Origin of the sequence: Streptomyces sp. 147326, from assembly GCF_045000215.1 — a bacterium.
Classification (GTDB): domain Bacteria; phylum Actinomycetota; class Actinomycetes; order Streptomycetales; family Streptomycetaceae; genus Streptomyces.
Genome location: NZ_CP134201.1, coordinates 8,447,108 through 8,460,108, shown reverse-complemented (window position 1 = coordinate 8,460,108; position 13,001 = coordinate 8,447,108). Strand labels below are relative to the sequence as shown.

13 protein-coding genes and 2 pseudogenes are annotated in these 13,001 nt (G+C 71.5%); 8 read left to right on the top strand and 7 right to left on the bottom strand.

Features of this window, described 5'->3' with window-relative positions; translation table 11 throughout:
- Window positions 1-78 precede the first annotated feature (78 nt).
- On the top strand, window positions 79-510 hold the full coding sequence (locus RIU97_RS39140; protein WP_404962222.1) for a VOC family protein: 432 nt from the start codon (window positions 79-81) through the stop codon (window positions 508-510).
- A gap of 95 nt (window positions 511-605) precedes the next feature.
- Here RIU97_RS39140 and RIU97_RS39135 read toward each other — a convergent pair whose 3' ends face one another.
- The 4 genes from RIU97_RS39135 to RIU97_RS39120 all read right to left on the bottom strand — a co-directional run bounded on the left by RIU97_RS39135 (window position 606) and on the right by RIU97_RS39120 (window position 5,365).
- Window positions 606-1,619, bottom strand: a complete 1,014-nt coding sequence (locus tag RIU97_RS39135; protein ID WP_404962221.1) for a hypothetical protein — start codon at window positions 1,617-1,619, stop codon at window positions 606-608.
- Between the two features lie 155 nt (window positions 1,620-1,774).
- Window positions 1,775-2,656, bottom strand: coding sequence for an NmrA/HSCARG family protein (locus RIU97_RS39130; protein WP_404962220.1), 882 nt, complete (start codon window positions 2,654-2,656; stop codon window positions 1,775-1,777).
- Window positions 2,657-2,777: 121 nt separating this feature from the next.
- On the bottom strand, window positions 2,778-4,112 hold the full coding sequence (locus tag RIU97_RS39125; RefSeq protein WP_404963095.1) for a serine hydrolase domain-containing protein: 1,335 nt from the start codon (window positions 4,110-4,112) through the stop codon (window positions 2,778-2,780).
- 278 nt (window positions 4,113-4,390) lie between these two features.
- Window positions 4,391-5,365 (bottom strand): helix-turn-helix transcriptional regulator, encoded by a 975-nt coding sequence (locus RIU97_RS39120; protein WP_404962219.1) that lies wholly within the window; start codon window positions 5,363-5,365, stop codon window positions 4,391-4,393.
- 63 nt (window positions 5,366-5,428) lie between these two features.
- Here RIU97_RS39120 and RIU97_RS39115 point away from each other — a divergent pair, with 63 nt between their 5' ends.
- The 5 genes and pseudogenes from RIU97_RS39115 to RIU97_RS39095 all read left to right on the top strand — a co-directional run.
- The gene (locus tag RIU97_RS39115) at window positions 5,429-6,574 is read left to right on the top strand and encodes an epoxide hydrolase family protein (RefSeq protein WP_404962218.1); all 1,146 of its coding nucleotides are present in this window, start codon (window positions 5,429-5,431) and stop codon (window positions 6,572-6,574) included.
- Window positions 6,575-6,814: 240 nt separating this feature from the next.
- The gene (locus tag RIU97_RS39110; protein WP_404962217.1) at window positions 6,815-7,000 is read left to right on the top strand and encodes a hypothetical protein; all 186 of its coding nucleotides are present in this window, start codon (window positions 6,815-6,817) and stop codon (window positions 6,998-7,000) included.
- Between the two features lie 176 nt (window positions 7,001-7,176).
- Window positions 7,177-7,518 (top strand): hypothetical protein, encoded by a 342-nt coding sequence (locus tag RIU97_RS39105; RefSeq protein ID WP_404962216.1) that lies wholly within the window; start codon window positions 7,177-7,179, stop codon window positions 7,516-7,518.
- A gap of 270 nt (window positions 7,519-7,788) precedes the next feature.
- Window positions 7,789-8,469: pseudogene (argB, locus tag RIU97_RS39100) on the top strand (acetylglutamate kinase); the annotation flags it as partial.
- Window positions 8,470-8,497: 28 nt separating this feature from the next.
- Window positions 8,498-8,653: pseudogene (locus tag RIU97_RS39095) on the top strand (L-lysine 6-monooxygenase); the annotation flags it as partial.
- 56 nt (window positions 8,654-8,709) lie between these two features.
- Here RIU97_RS39095 and RIU97_RS39090 read toward each other — a convergent pair.
- Complete coding sequence (locus tag RIU97_RS39090) at window positions 8,710-9,024, bottom strand: GNAT family N-acetyltransferase (protein WP_404963094.1); 315 nt, start codon at window positions 9,022-9,024, stop codon at window positions 8,710-8,712.
- Between the two features lie 450 nt (window positions 9,025-9,474).
- Between RIU97_RS39090 and RIU97_RS39085 the strand changes: the two genes are divergently transcribed.
- Complete coding sequence (locus RIU97_RS39085; protein WP_404962215.1) at window positions 9,475-11,073, top strand: serine/threonine protein kinase; 1,599 nt, start codon at window positions 9,475-9,477, stop codon at window positions 11,071-11,073.
- A 19-nt stretch (window positions 11,074-11,092) separates the two neighbouring features.
- Here the strand turns inward: RIU97_RS39085 and RIU97_RS39080 are convergent, their stop codons facing one another.
- Window positions 11,093-11,524, bottom strand: coding sequence for a GNAT family N-acetyltransferase (locus tag RIU97_RS39080; protein ID WP_404962214.1), 432 nt, complete (start codon window positions 11,522-11,524; stop codon window positions 11,093-11,095).
- 125 nt (window positions 11,525-11,649) lie between these two features.
- Between RIU97_RS39080 and RIU97_RS39075 the strand changes: the two genes are divergently transcribed.
- Window positions 11,650-12,336, top strand: coding sequence for a GNAT family N-acetyltransferase (locus RIU97_RS39075; protein ID WP_404962213.1), 687 nt, complete (start codon window positions 11,650-11,652; stop codon window positions 12,334-12,336).
- Window positions 12,337-12,340: 4 nt separating this feature from the next.
- Here RIU97_RS39075 and RIU97_RS39070 read toward each other — a convergent pair whose 3' ends face one another.
- Complete coding sequence (locus RIU97_RS39070) at window positions 12,341-12,967, bottom strand: glyoxalase (protein ID WP_404962212.1); 627 nt, start codon at window positions 12,965-12,967, stop codon at window positions 12,341-12,343.
- Window positions 12,968-13,001: the final 34 nt, after the last annotated feature.

The following is a 13,001-nucleotide window of genomic DNA, read 5'->3' as shown; positions in this document are numbered from 1 at the left end:
ACGTGCCCGACCACACCCGCGTGGGCGACCGTGGACCCAGCTCGGAACTCACGACCGGATCCCCCAGGAGACGCCCCCATGAACTGGACACTTGAAGTCGTCCCCGTCCCCGTCACCGACATGGATCGCGCGAAGGCCTTCTACGCCGAAAAGATCGGCTTCAAGATCGACCTCGATGACGAGGTCGCCCCCGGAGTGCGCATCATCCAGATGACTCCGCCCGGCTCGCGCTGCTCCATCGCCATGCTCCAGGGAATGCCGGCAGCTCCCGGCACCAACACCATGGCGCCCGGCACACTCCACGGCCTTCAACTGTGCGTCGTCGACATCGAAGCAGCCCACAAGGAACTGACGGACCGAGGAGTCGAGGTCTCCCCCGTCCAGCACGTCGGCGCGACCGGCTGGGAGAACGGCAAGGGCGGGACCTGGAACTCCTTCGTCACCTTCAACGACCCCGACGGGAACGGCTGGGTGATCCAGGAAGCCCCCTCGGAACTCGCCGAACGCTGACCACCGGCCGCCTCGTCGCCCGCTGCCCGTCGCGCCTCACCCGCCCTGCAGGGCTCGGCCCCGCAGGTGCGGGGAGCGGCTCCGCGCTGGAGGGATCACCGTGGTGCGACGGCTCCCGAGTCCGGCGACTGCTGGAGTCCGGACGCGTCGACCGCCTCGAAGTCCGATCCCTTGAAGCCCTTGAGTCCGTCGAGCTGGGAGTTGTCCCAGCCGGAGTTCTCTTCACCGGTGATGTACCAGGCCGAACCGTTGTCCGCGACGATGGCGCCGTACTTCTTGAGCGCCTCGGCCACGGCCTTGGCCTGCGGGGCCAGCTGCGAGGTGTCCACCGAGCTCTTGAGCCGTAGCCGCAGCCCCATGGGAGGCAGGGACTTGTCCGCCGCGGAGCCCGCCTGGTGCCGTGCGGGCCACACGTAGCTCTGGTCGGAGCGCGGCACGGTGATGCGGATCGCGTGGTCGATCCGCCCGTTGGCCGCCTCGTCGTAGCGCACGAGGCCGGGAAGGATGGCGAGGCCGGCGGCATCGGCCGACGTCCATCCGTCGGGCCGCAGCTTGTTGGTTCGCAGATCGAAGATCGCGCCCCCTCCTGCATGCCAGGCATGGTCGCCTTGCTGCTGCGCGTTCCAGAGCTCGTAGGACTTGCACAGGGCACGGTCCCAGACGACTACGTGGCGGTCCCCGCTGCTCTCCGGACCGTTCTCGATCTTGGCGTCCTGCGGGATCCGGTATCCGGAGGTATCGCTCTCGTCGGCGTAGTCCAAGGACACCGTCGATTCCGGCACGATCGTGTCCGAGACGGTGATGGGTATGCCGAACGGCTCGCCTTCTATGAGCCCCGACCCGAAGTCCGGGTGCAGGGGCTCCGTGGCACCGATCGAGGCCACGTACTGGGCGGAGCTCGGGTGCACGGGCAACTGGTCCACAGGGGCACGCCAGAAACTGTTCGACAGTGACGTCTCGCAGGAACCGTCGTCCGGGGCGGCCGCGGTGGCGGTGGCGGTGGCGGTGTATCCGGGCATCAGGAACGCGGCGGTCATGGCGGCGACGGTGGCGATTGCGGGGATGGACGGGATTCCACGGATCGAGCGCCGTTCCGCTATGGGCTTCATGGTCATCGATCACCCTAGGTAGTCGTGCACGGACGCACGTACCGAGGAGTGGCTTCACCTCTCTGCACGGCCTACGGGACGGCCCCTCTCCCAGCGTAGGCACGTTCCCGCGCCGGCGCTCTGCCCAGCCGGTGCAGGCGGCAAGTCAGGTCAGGTCAGTGGTGCGTGGGTACGGAGGCCAGGTGGGTGGACCAGTCCTGGTCCGCGGCCCAGTCGGTGAAGCTGTGCCAGCCGATTTCGGGGTAGTCACGGCGCAGCCCGGCGATGTCGACGTCGAGGCCAGAGGACGTGAAGTACTCGAACATGGCGGCCAGGTCTTCCGAACGGGTCCGTACGTAGGCCAGAGGTACCTCCTGGCGGCCGATCTGGCGACCGATGACCTCCGCGAGGATCTCCGCCATCTCGGCAGGGGTGCGCTCGTCGGAAGCTATGTCGATGCGGCGGCCGGCGAACTCGTCGCGGCGCTGAAGGACCAGTGCGGCGAACGCGCCGATGTCGGTGGCGGGTATGAGGGTGAGCGGCCGGTCGGCCGGCATGGGCCACGCGAAGGTGTTCTGAAGCAGCCCTTCCAGGGTCCAGCCGCTCGCGTAGTTGTCCATGAAGGCGGCCGGGGCGATCACCGTCCAAGGCACTCCGGCCTCACGAAGGTGCCGCTCGACCAGGTGCTTGCTCTCGTAGTGCGGGATACCGGTGCCGCGGTCGGCGTGCGCGGCGGAGGTGAGCACGATGTGGCCGAGGCCGGCGGCTGCGGCGGCGTCGACGAGGGTCTTGCCCTGCCGGGTCTCGGTGGCGATGTCGGCGCCGAAGGGGGTCGTGACCGCGAAGAGCGAATCCGCTCCTTCGAGGGCCGCGTCGAGGGACGAGCGGTCGTCGAAGTCGGCGCGGCGGACATCGGCTCCGAGACCGCGCAGGGCGTCAGCGGCGGGCCCGCCAGGATGACGGGTGACGGCGCGCACCTGATGGCCGGCGGCGAGCAGGGCGCGAGCGGTTGCCCCGCCCTGGGCCCCGGTGGCGCCGGTGACGACAACGTTGAGCATGGTTCCCCCACGGATAGAATCCCTGCGTGGCACACTTTCTGTGTCACGCAGAGAACTATACGGGATCACTGCGTCACGCAGCAATAGGGAACGTGGTCGGGCGGCGGGAGGCGATGCCGACTCAGCGCGCCGGGCCCGCCGGCAGTCCGGAAAGCGTCGCGACGGCCGGGGGCAGTGTGCGGAGGGCGGAGGCCGGAACGTCAGCTGCCGGGATGCCCATCGGCAAGGCCTCGGCGGGACGGCTCTTCGCGGCCGGGTCCGATGCGCGCGGTGCGGTGGCGCCGCAAAGGGACCGGTCCCGATAGTCCATCAGGGCGGCGTCGGCCGGGTGCGGGACGAAGGCGGTGCCGTCCTCGTTGAGGCGCTGGTACTTCATCAGGTTGTAGCCGATGGCGAACTGCCGCGTGCCGTCCGGGCTGGACAGTGCCCACGTACCGGCGCCCCAGACTCCCCCGTCATGGCCCCAGGCCGGGCCGCAGGGCGTGTCCATGGTGTAGATGCCGAGACCGTAGCGCATGAGCAAGGAACCCTTTTCGTCCTTGACGTCGACAGCGGTGCGCATCTCGTCCAGCTGCGGGCGCGGGAGCAGGTTGCCGGTCAGCAGGGTGCGGTAGAAGGTGTTGAGGTCCTGCGGGGTGGAGACGAGGGCGCCCGCGGTGCCGGCCCAGGTCATGTTGTAGACGCTGTAGTCGCGCGGCGGGTCGATGAGCCCGTAGAAGTTCTCGTACATGCGCGCATGGGCGCCGCGGATGTGCGGGTCGGTGCCGGGGAAATAGGTGTCCCGCAAGCCGGCCCGCCGGATCACGTCCTGGGTGATCAGCCGCTCCGGGTCCTGGCCGGTCACCTTGCGGAGCACCTCGCCCAACAGCAGGTAGTTGGTGTTGGAGTAGCTCCAGTCGGTGCCGGGTTCGAACCGCTGTGGCCGGGCCACCCCGTACCCGATCAGCTCGGCGGGCCGTACCGTGCGGAACCGGTGGTCGTCCAGGCTCTCCGTGGTGCCCTTCTTGAGGGACGGGAAGGCGTCCGCGATGTAGTCGTCGATGCCGCTGGTGTGGTTGAGGAGCATGCGTACGGTCACCTTGCGGCCGCGCTCGCCGGGCAGGAGCTCGGGCACGTAGTCGGCGACCGGCCGGTCCAGGCCCACCCGGCCCTTCGCGGACTGCTGGAGCACGGCGACGGCGGTGAAGGTCTTGGTGACGCTGCCGACGCGGTGCCGGAGGTCGGGGCGGGTCGGTATGCCGGCGGAGACGTCGGCGAGGCCGGCGGCTCCGTCGAAGCGAGCGCGGCCGTCGCGGACGGCGGAGTAGACGCCGTAGACGCCCGCCTCCCGGATGGCGTTCAGCCTCGCCTGCAGCTGAGCACGGTCGGGGTGCCGGCCCGCCGCCGCGGCGCGAGCGGCCGGCGATTCCTCGCCGGCGGCGGCGGCCGCCGGAGCGAGGCCCGCGAGCAGGGCCATGGCGACGGCGGTGACGGAGGCCACGCGGCGCAGGCGCGGTACGGGGCGGTCGGCAGGAGAGGTGTGGGGCACGGCGGCTCCTCGTCGGTGGCCCGGTGGGCCCGGCGATCTGGGACACCTCGATTCTTGGCCCCGTGCCCGTGGTGCGGCCTCCTCCACGAGGACGAACGAGGCATCAACCTCCAGAAGGAGAGGCACCTTGACAACCCATTACATTTGTCACGCCGAGCGCCGAGCGCCGACCGCTGACCGCCACCGACCGCCGCCGACCGCCACCATCAGCGGATCGGCCGCTCCCCTGTCGAGCGCGCGTAGCGGTCCGCGAGGCCGCGGAGGTGGGTGACCAGTTCCGGGGGCCCGGTGACCTCGAAGTCGAAGTCGAGCATGCCCAGGTAGACGGCGAGGGTCTGCACCGTGTCGGCGCCGGTGACCAGAACGCAGGTACCGGTGTCGAGCGCCTCGACCGTGCCGACCGCGGGGTTGATCCGCTCGGCCACCGCTACGGCCGGGGCGTGCACGGTCACGCGTGCGTGGTGGCGCCAGGCCGCGCCCGAGACCCGTAGCGCGACGTACGCCGCCACGTCGCCGCCGGGTGGTTCGCGCGGGGTGAAGCGCGGTCCGGTCGGGGTGCGGGGCCGGATCCGGTCGATCCGGAAGGTCCGCCAGTCCTCGCGCTCGACGTCCCACGCCACCAGGTACCAGCGCCGCCCCCAGTTCACCGCCCGGTACGGCTCCACGATGCGGCGGGTGGGCGAGCCCGCGTGGTCCAGGTAGTCGAAGCGGAGTCGTTCCTGGTCACGGCAGGCGGATACGAGGGTGGTCAGTACGTCCGCGGACACGGCCGGGACCGGACGGTCCGCCGGCACGGCCACGGTGTACGCCATGAGGGTCCGTACCCGGCGGCGCAGCCGGGAGGGCAGTACCTGCTCCAGCTTGGTCAGCGCCCGCAGCGAGGTCTCCTCCGTTCCGGGGACGGCTCCCTGCGCGGCGGTGCGGAGCGCGATCGTCACGGCGACGGCCTCCTCGTCGTCGAGGAGCAGCGGGGGCATGGCGGCGCCGGCACCCAGCCGGTATCCGCCGGTGGTTCCGCGCGTGGCGTCCACGGGATAGCCGAGCGCACGCAGCCGTTCGATGTCGTTGCGGACGGTACGGCCGCTCACCCCGAGGCGCTCGGCCAGTTCGGATCCCGGCCAGGCCCTCGGGGTCTGCAGCAGGGAGAGCAGACGCAGCAAGCGTGCGGAGGTGTCGAGCATGAGGACCAGCCTGTTGCGTCATTAGGAAGGTGTCGTGCCTATATCGCGAATAGTGTCTTACCCATGGAGAACAGCAGCAACACCGACGCCCGGATCCACCCCTTCCGCATCGAGGTCCCGGAGGTCGAGCTCGAGGACCTGCGCGACCGGCTCGCCCGTACCCGCTGGGGCAGCGAGATCCCCGGCGCCGGCTGGAGCCGGGGCGTGCCCACCGACTACCTCAAGGCCCTGGCCGCGTACTGGGCCGACGGTTTCGACTGGCGCAAGGCGGAGGCGGAGCTCAACGAGTTCCCCCAGTTCACCACCGAGATCGACGGCCAGAACATCCACTTCCTGCACGTCCGTTCGCAGCGTCCGGACGCCGTCCCGTTGCTTCTGCTGCACGACTGGCCCTGTTCCTTCGTGCAGTTCGCCGATGTCATCCGGCCGCTGACGGAGGACTTCCACGTCATCGTGACCTCGACCCCCGGCACCGGCTTCTCCGGTCCGCTCGGCGAGGCGGGCTGGAACACGGGGCGCATCGCGGGCGCGTTCGTCGAGCTCATGGACCGGCTCGGGTACGGCTCCTACGGCGTCCAGGGGACGGGCGGCGGCGCCTGGATCGCCGCCGAGATGGGCCGGCAGGCACCCGGCCGGGTCGTCGGCGTGCACGTCAACGGCCTGGTGACCTTCCCCTCCGGTGACCCGGCCGAATTCGACGGCCTGACCGTCTCCGAGCAGGAGCGGCTGGCCCGGCTGGAGAGCTTCCAGCAGGACAAGATGGGCTTCAACGCCATCCAGTCCACCCGCCCGCAGACCCTCGCCTACGGGCTGCACGATTCGCCGGTCGGTCAACTCGCCTGGATCACCGAGAAGTTCAAGGAGTGGACCGACCCGGCCGCCGAGCTCCCCGAGGACGCCGTCGGGCGGGACCGCCTCCTGACGAATGTCAGCGTCTACTGGTTCAGCGGCACGGCGGGCTCCTCGGCGAACCTGTACTACGAGTCGGGCCACGACCCGAGCGCCTGGGCCCCGAAGCCGCGCGGCACCGTCCCCACCGGTGTGGCCGTCGCCCTGCACACCGACATCGCCATCCGCCGCTTCGCCGAGCGCGACCACAACGTCACCCACTGGACCGAGTTGGAGCGGGGCGGCAACTTCCTGTCGCTGGAGCAGCCGGAGGCGTTCGTCCGCGACGTCCGCACCTTCTTCGGCTCACTGGACGGCTGATACCCACGGCTGCGCCTCCGGGACGTGCCCGGGCAGCCCACGGCACCGAAGCGCCGACCGGCTGCCCGGGCAGGGCCGGGCCGCTCCGGTCAACGGTCCAACTTCACGACATCCCGGCAAAGTTAGGTAAGCCTTGCCTAAACGACGAGAGGTCGTAGCCGACCTGCGCGTTCTCGTCGTAGCGCCCGGCCCCCGCAGATGCCTTAGGGTGCGGGACATCCCGCCTTCACCGACTGGCCGGTGCTCGGCGACCGAGCGGGCTACCCCCACCCGGAGACTCCGCTCTCGGGCACCCGGTCCCAGCAGATCACGCGGTCGTACGTCGGTGACTACTTCGACCTGCACCTGCGCGGGATGCCGGCGCCGCGCCTGGACGGTCCGACGGCGGCCGACCCGGAGGTCGTGTTCCACCACAGCAGCGGCTGAGGGCGTACGGGGCGTCCGCCAGGCCGGGCGTCCCCTGCGGGCGTCCATCACGCCGGGCGGCGGCACCGCCCATGGCCTGAGCGGGGCGGCCATGACCTCCTGCCCCCCTCTACGGCCGCGCCCACGCCGCCGAACTCCTCCCGGGAACCGCGTTCCGCGACCCGGCGGCCACCTCCGTGCTGGCCTCGACGGGATATCGCGTCGAGCGGCTGCGCGCCCGAGGTGCTGACCGACCGGAGCAACGCGCACGCCCGGTCCACCGGGACCGGGCGGAGCGGCTGCTGCCGCTCGTCGGGGAGCGCCGGAACGTGCTCGTCCTGGCCGAGGGCGTGCTGATGCACCTGGATCCGGCCGGACTGCGGGTCTTCCCCGGCCGGGAGTGGGTCCGCGATCACCAGGTGATGGAGCGCATCAGCCTGGGCCATCGGGCGGGCGCGGGCCCGTTCCGTCTGTTCGCCCTCGGTGCGCCCACGAATGGCCCGATTGCAGTCACATGCCTCCCTCCTCACACATTCTGAGGTTGGCTTACCTAAATTGGGGGTGTGGGGATGCAGGAGAAGGCGCGAGACCAAGCGCGACAGGACGAGTGGGCCGACGAGGTGCTGGCCTGGATGAGTTCCCAAGAGGAGATGGACCGGGCACTGCGCGACGCATTGCGTCGCACGCCCAGCCAACGCGAGGAAACGATCGCCCGGATGGCCGACGCCCTCCGCGGGGCCGCCCAGGGACTGACCATCCCGGGCTGCGCCGCCGCGGCCGGCCTCCCCGAGCGCACCCTGCGCGAGTGGCTGGACATCGACGCCAGCTTCGCCGAGGCGCTCCGCGCCGCACACGCGCTGGCCGAGGCGCACGGCCTGAGACCGGGGGCGGCGGTGATGGACGTCGTCCGGATGGTGCTGGCCGGCCAGGTCCAACGGGACATCGTCGGCCTCATCAACCGCCACGGAGCCCTCGCCGTCGGGATGACCGGTGAGGACGCGCGCACACTGTCCGCCGTCCGGCGGCCGGCCCTGGTGGACGGCACGGAGGTGGACATCGGGCTGGTGGGCGACATCGTGCACGTCGACCCCGACACGGTACGGGGCCTGCTCGAGCGGGGGCGCATCCCGGTGCTCTCCCCCATCGCCCGGGGAGCGGACGACGGGAACGTCTACAACATCAACGCGGACCTCGCGGCCGCCGCCCTCGCCCAGGCACTGGACGCGGAGAGACTGGTGATGCTCACCGACGTCGCGGGCCTCTACGAGGACTGGCCGCACAGCACGCGGATCATCGACCGGCTCACCGCGGGCGAGTTGGAGAAGCTGCTGCCCTCGATGGCCGGCGGCATGCTGCCGAAGATGGAGGGCTGCCTGCGGGCGGTGCGCTCCGGGGTCCGGATGGCGCACGTACTGGACGGCCGGGTGCCGCACGCCCTGGTACGGGAGACCTTCGCCGACGAGCGCGCCGGCACCACGGTGGTGCCAGACGGCCGCTGCCGGAGGAGCGCCTCCCCCGCTGAACAACGGGAGGGCCGACCTGGTACGGCCGGCCCTCCCCCAGGACCGGGACAGGCTGGCGGACTTCATCCACCAGAAGACGTGCTCCCCCACCCGCCTCGCATTCCACGACCACTTCCGCTGGTGCGCCGCCTCCTTCACCGGGGAGGTCGACTACGCCACCGAGGCCGTCGAGGTGCGCCCGGGCCCGTCGTGTGCGCGGCGTACGGTTCAGAGGCGCCGGGAGAGCACCTCGGACCCGCGCGCGGGGTCCAGCGCACCCGCCCAGGCGGCGGGAGCGCATCCCGGGGCGGCCGGCACGAAGCCGTACCGCCGGAACAGGTCCGCGCCGCTCGTGGTCGCCGTGAAGACCTCCCGCATCGAGCGGCCCCTCGCCTCGGCGAAGGCGGCCCGCAGCAGCGCGGCACCCAGTCCACGTCCCTGGCTTCCCCGGGCGACACAGAAGTTGTAGAGCACGGCGGCCCCGTCCCCCTCGTCGCTCAGGGCGACGCAGCCCCGGACGGGGGTGCGGCCGCGGCCGGCCACGAGGATGAACTCCCCGGCGTGCGCCAGGTAGTGGTCGACGCTGCGGGCCCGTAGGGCGCCGGAACGGATGAAGGCCAGTGAGAGCGAGTGGAGGGCGCGGGCGTCCTGCAGACGAGCCCTGCGGACCAGCAGCGGGAGATCGTCTGCATCGTGCACCGGCGGACGGGGGATGGCGGCAGTAATCACGAATTTAGGTTAGCCTTCCCTAAATTGACTTGCAATCAGGCTCACTGCTCAACAGGGCCCACAGCAAGGCCGGTTGAGCAACACCCGAGCCGAATGCCCGTCCGCCGCTTGACGGGCGACGTGCGCACCGGGTCTCGTCCCGTGTTCCACAGGTCCGGAAAACGCCGTACATGACCATGTTCGCGCCACTAAAATCCGGCCGGGTTCGGGCTGCGCGACGCGGGGGGCCGAGTGGACGCATTGGTACCAGGTGATCCGGCGCGGGTGGGGCCCTACCACGTCGTGGCACGGCTCGGCAGCGGGGGCATGGGGCGGGTCTACCTGGCCCGGACGCCCGGCGGGCGGAGCGTGGCCGTGAAGGTGGTGCATCCGGAGCTGGCCCGGGATCCGGAGTTCCGGCGGCGGTTCGCCCGCGAGGTCGCCGCCGCGCGGGCGGTGGACGGGAGGTTCACCGCACAGGTCCTCGCCGCCGGAGTGGACGACCCGACACCGTGGCTGAGCACGGTGTTCGTACCCGGGATGTCGCTCGCCGAGGCGGTGGCCGAGCACGGGCCGTTCCCCGAGGCCTCGGCCCTCGCCCTGGCCCGCGGGCTGGCGGCGGCGCTCTCGGCCGTGCACGCCGCCGGTCTGGTGCACCGTGACCTGAAGCCCTCCAACGTGCTGCTGGGTCCCGACGGGCCGCGGGTGATCGACTTCGGCATCTCGCGGGCCACCGAGGCGAGTGCCCTGACCAGGACCGGCATGACCGTCGGGTCCCCCGGTTTCATGTCACCGGAGCAGGCCTCCGGGGCCGCCGTCGGTACCGCGTCCGACGTGTTCTCGTTCGGGGCGGTGCTGGCCTTCACCCTCAGCGGGGAGAGCCCGTTCGGGGACGGCGCCACTCCGGCGCTGCTCTACCGGGTCGTGCATTCCGAGCCGCGGCTGGAGGCCCTTTCCGGGGGCGCGCTGGACCTCGTACGGCGTTGCCTGGCCAAGGACCCGGCGCAGCGGCCTTCCTTGGAGGTCCTGCTCGCAGAACTCTCACCCGGGACGGGCGGGACGGGCGGGACGGGCGGGACGGGCCGGGCAGACGAGGCGGACCGGGCGCAGGGGGCCGGTCCCGTCGGATCCGGCTGGCTGCCGCCCGGCGTCGCGCACAGCCTGCTCGCGCGCGCCTCTTCGGCGCTGGCGGCGGACTCCGACCCGTCGCTGACGTCCGCTCCCGCGGGGTACGAGCCGACGCGGGTGGACCCGTCGGCCGCGGCCCTCACCGACCGTTCGGCCCCGCCCGGGGAGGCCGGGGAGGCCGGGGCGGCCGGGGCGGGGTCCACGGCCCGAGCGCGGATCCGGAAGGCACCCTTCCTTGCCGCCGCGGCCGTCGTGGTGGCCGCGGCGATCGGCGCCCTGGCGTACACGGCGGCTCAGCACGGGAAGGATCCGGACCCGCCCTACGTGTCCCAGGACGACAACGGCGAGACGACGCCCGAGGAGCCCGCCCCGGACACCACCGACCCGTTCGAAGGCTGGTCCATGGCGGACGAAGCGGAGATCCAGCTGCCCACCGGACACGGCATCGACGCCTCCGACTTCAAGAACGCGAAGGCGGGGGACGGTTTCGACGTCGACCTGCACAAGAACTGGGACCTCGCCGGGGACGACATCCTGCTGCTCAAGGACGCGGATTCCGACGTGAACAGCGACTGCCTCGCGGAGAAATGGACCTCCGACTACGGAACGCTGGTGGAGGACGCCGACTGGGGCGTCGACGACAAGATCTGCGTGCGCGTCTCCAGCAGCATGCTGCTCGTCCTGGAGGTCAACCGCATCACCGACGGCCAGGACGACTACCTGGAGGCCCTCGCCGAAGTGTGGGAGCGGGAGTAGCGCGACGGGGCGCCGGCGCTCACTGCTCGCCGAGCACCATCCACTTCGCCGGCTCTCCCAGCGGTTCGAATCCCACCTCGGCGTAGACCGCGTGGGCGTCTGCGGTGGCCAGCAGGATACGGCGCAGCCCGTACGGGGCGAGGTGCTCCCTGACGGCACTCACCAGGGCGGTGCCCAGGCCCTTGCCGCGTACGGTGGGTTCGATGTAGACGTCGCAGAGCCAGGCGAAGGTGGTCCGGTCGGTGACCACCCGCGCGTAGCCGGCCTGCGCACCGGACGCACTGTCGTAGAGGCCGAAGTTCAGGGACTCGGCAATGGCCAGGTCCTGCTTCTCCCGGGGCCGGCCGAGGGCCCAGTAGGCGTCCTTCGACAGCCACTGGTGTATCAGCGCGTGATCGAGGCGCTCGGGGGCGGTGGAGATTTCATAACCGGGCGGAAGGGCACTGTTCATGCCCGCATCCAAGCAGCCGGGCCGTACGCAGGCCAACGAATACCCGCACGACGGTGGGTGATCCGTCCGGCGTGTCCGTCGACGGACGGCAGGGGCGGCCCGGGACCGCTGCCTACCGTGACCGCATGAACGCACGTACAGCGCCACCTTCCTCCGGATACGGGATCCGGTGCGCGCGGCCAACCGAAGCGCGGGCCGTCGCCACGCTCCTGGCCCGCGCCTTCGCCGACGACCCGGTCATGACGTGGATGATCCCCGGCCACGCCGACCAGGAGCGCCGGATCGCCGTCTACTTCAGGCTGGCCCAGCTGCAGCAGCGGCCGCGGGCCGGCGGTGTCCGGGTGGCCGCGACCGTCGGCGGCCGGCTCCTGGCCGCCGCGTTGTGGTCGGGGCCCGGCCGCTGGAAGAGCTCCGCCGTGCAGGAGCTGGCCGCCATGCCGCACTACGTGCGCGCCTTCGGCGTACGCGGGCTGCCGAGGGCGGCGGACGTCCAGAACGCCCTGCACGAGATCCACCCGGACGCGCCGCACTGGTATCTGCCGACCCTGGGGACGGACCCCGCGCTCCAGGGAGCGGGTATCGGCTCGGCCCTGGTGCGGGAGCAACTGGCGCACTGCGACGGGCTCGGGGAGCCCGCCTACCTGGAGTCCAGCAAGGCCTCGAACGTCCCCTTCTACGAACGGTTCGGCTTCCGCGTCACGCGCGAGATCCGGCTGCCGGACGGCGGCCCGACCCTCTGGACGATGTGGCGCGAGCCCGGCCACGGAACGGGTCCCGTGACCGCTGGTCCCACCCGCCACCCGCGTCGGTGACGGATCAGGCGGCCGCCGCCGGGGTGGCGACGGTCTCCCAGGCGTACCCGTCCGGGTCGGTGAAGGCCCTGGCACCGCCGCCGAGGACGAGACGGTGCGATCCTGTGCCGTCGGCGGGGACGCCGACGTCCTTGGCGAGGGCGCGGTGCCCGTACAGGGCCAGCTTGACGGGGCCCTGACCGGCGGCGAACTCGACGTACTTGCGGCCATAGCTCTTCGCCACCACGAGGCCCTGGCCGACGTAGAACTTCCTGCTCTCGGCCACGTCCGCGGCTCCCAGCAGGAGGACGATCTGCTCGATGTCCCGGGTGGCCGGGCCGGTGTCCTTCTTCGCCGAGCTCGCGACCTTCAGGATCGTCCCGTCCGGGGCCCGTACGACGCCGCCGTAGCCCCAGAACGACTTCGAGGCGGGCTTGAGCGTCGTCGCGCCGGCGTCGAGGGCGGCGCCGACGAAGGCGTTGACATCGGCCGGCTGGGCCACGGTGAGCGACAGCGCGAACCCGCGGAAGCCGGTCGTCGGCGCGTCCGAGGCACGCAGGCTCACCTGCGTGCCCAGACCGAAGGCGGTGTAGAAGCGGTCGGCGGCCGTGAGGTCGGCCACCTCGAGGGTGACGGATTCGATGGAAGTCATACCCGTCACGCTAGGCGCCGCTCCCCCACCGGTG

Excerpts from the sequence above, each read along its gene's own strand:
- RIU97_RS39140 (WP_404962222.1), top strand. The coding sequence starts at position 79 with ATGAACTGGACACTTGAAGTCGTCCCCGTCCCCGTCACCGACATGGAT.
- RIU97_RS39135 (WP_404962221.1), bottom strand. The coding sequence starts at position 1,619 with ATGAAGCCCATAGCGGAACGGCGCTCGATCCGTGGAATCCCGTCCATC.
- RIU97_RS39130 (WP_404962220.1), bottom strand. The coding sequence starts at position 2,656 with ATGCTCAACGTTGTCGTCACCGGCGCCACCGGGGCCCAGGGCGGGGCA.
- RIU97_RS39125 (WP_404963095.1), bottom strand. The coding sequence starts at position 4,112 with ATGGCCCTGCTCGCGGGCCTCGCTCCGGCGGCCGCCGCCGCCGGCGAG.
- RIU97_RS39120 (WP_404962219.1), bottom strand. The coding sequence starts at position 5,365 with ATGCTCGACACCTCCGCACGCTTGCTGCGTCTGCTCTCCCTGCTGCAG.
- RIU97_RS39115 (WP_404962218.1), top strand. The coding sequence starts at position 5,429 with ATGGAGAACAGCAGCAACACCGACGCCCGGATCCACCCCTTCCGCATC.
- RIU97_RS39080 (WP_404962214.1), bottom strand. The coding sequence starts at position 11,524 with ATGAACAGTGCCCTTCCGCCCGGTTATGAAATCTCCACCGCCCCCGAG.
- RIU97_RS39075 (WP_404962213.1), top strand. The coding sequence starts at position 11,650 with ATGAACGCACGTACAGCGCCACCTTCCTCCGGATACGGGATCCGGTGC.
- RIU97_RS39070 (WP_404962212.1), bottom strand. The coding sequence starts at position 12,967 with ATGACTTCCATCGAATCCGTCACCCTCGAGGTGGCCGACCTCACGGCC.